Source organism: Desulfosporosinus sp. OT (genome assembly GCF_000224515.1).
In the GTDB taxonomy this organism is placed as follows: Bacteria; Bacillota; Desulfitobacteriia; order Desulfitobacteriales; family Desulfitobacteriaceae; genus Desulfosporosinus.
Window position 1 is genome coordinate 1 of sequence record NZ_AGAF01000177.1, and the last position, 1,350, is coordinate 1,350.

The 1,350-nt window shown below is 40.9% G+C and carries 1 protein-coding gene; it reads right to left on the reverse strand.

Going from position 1 to position 1,350, the window contains the following annotated elements; genetic code table 11:
• Positions 1–525: cell wall-binding repeat-containing protein (locus DOT_RS17105; RefSeq protein ID WP_009621369.1), on the reverse strand; the 525-nt coding region annotated here is incomplete at its 3' end.
• Positions 526–1,350: the final 825 nt, after the last annotated feature.

Below are 1,350 nucleotides of genomic sequence, written 5' to 3' on the forward strand. Positions count from 1 at the left end.
GGACAGAGCATCTTGGTTCAACCAACCGTAAGCAACTGCGACTTTAGTCACAGGAGCGCCCAGTTCAACCATTTTCTTAGCGATATTTACAGATGTTTCGAAACGGTCAACGCCGCCGAGGGACTCAACAGTAATACCCATGCCTTTTAATTCATCAATGACTCCTTGGCTGATGACTGCCGTTCCACTGGTGACATAAACCTTCGTAACATTAAGTTTTGTGAGTTCAGCTTTCGTGTCGGCATTCAGAGTCGCTCCAGCGCCTTGTAAAAGAATCGGAGCGTTTAAGAATGCAGCGAGTGGGCCTGCCGTCAAGGCATCAGAGGCGCCATAAGAAGCGGATGAGGCGAGAATTGCTGTGCCGGTATAACCTGTTTGATCCGCAATGGCTACGGCGGTTTGTTCTGCCGTTATACCCGCTAAGCGAGTTGGGACGGTCGTATTTGCAAAGGCGTTAAAGGGTATCATGGTCATTGCCATACCTGCGATTGCTAAGGATGCTAAGGCTTTTTTAGTCTTTTTCATGTTGTGAATATCTCCTCTCAAATTTGAAACTTTTTTTCTTTAAATCTAGTTTCTTTAAGTCTAGATGATTGGATTTTTTGTTTTTCTCTTTCCAGTATAGGACGTTCGCGTGAGTCGTCCTTCACCTCCTTAAGATGTGTCGTGTTTAATGTTTAGACATTGCGCAGTATCTAAAAGTATCCCACCGGATTTCATGAGAGCGTCCCCTCAATCAATGCCAATCCATTTCTCCGGTGGTCGTACCCTTTTAGACATTGTAAAGAAGCGAAACAATTTTTAATGTCGAACATTGTTGAATATTACTCGTCCGACATACAAATACTAACATATTTCTCGGATAAATACATTTATAAGTTCTTGGGTTTTTTTCCATGTTTTACTTAGGATACTTTAATCTCAGTTATTAAAAATGGTCGTAAAAAAACAAAATTCCTCCCACTGAAAGAGGAAGAAATTCTATAACAAGTGTTCATGGAAATCCCTGTCCTAATTACTCGAGGATTACCTATATTATTTCATATCTAGGACGTTATGCCTATAATTAACAGAACCCTACGAATTTAGATTTAAAAACGTGGGCAGAAGATATCTAAAAATAAGAGATTGCCAAGGCTAGAATGCTCACTTCTGTACCGTCGGTACCTTGGAATGATAAAAACCTAATATGCATAGTGGCATGTAAGGCCTGACTCACTACGTTACATCTTTATAATATAATGTCTCAAAGTTGGTGATACAGTTTTTGCACCGCTCACCACCTAATTTACATTAGGTAGTGAGCGGGTTCTCATATCATGACAGTTGCCCCTTTCGTTGGTGCACATA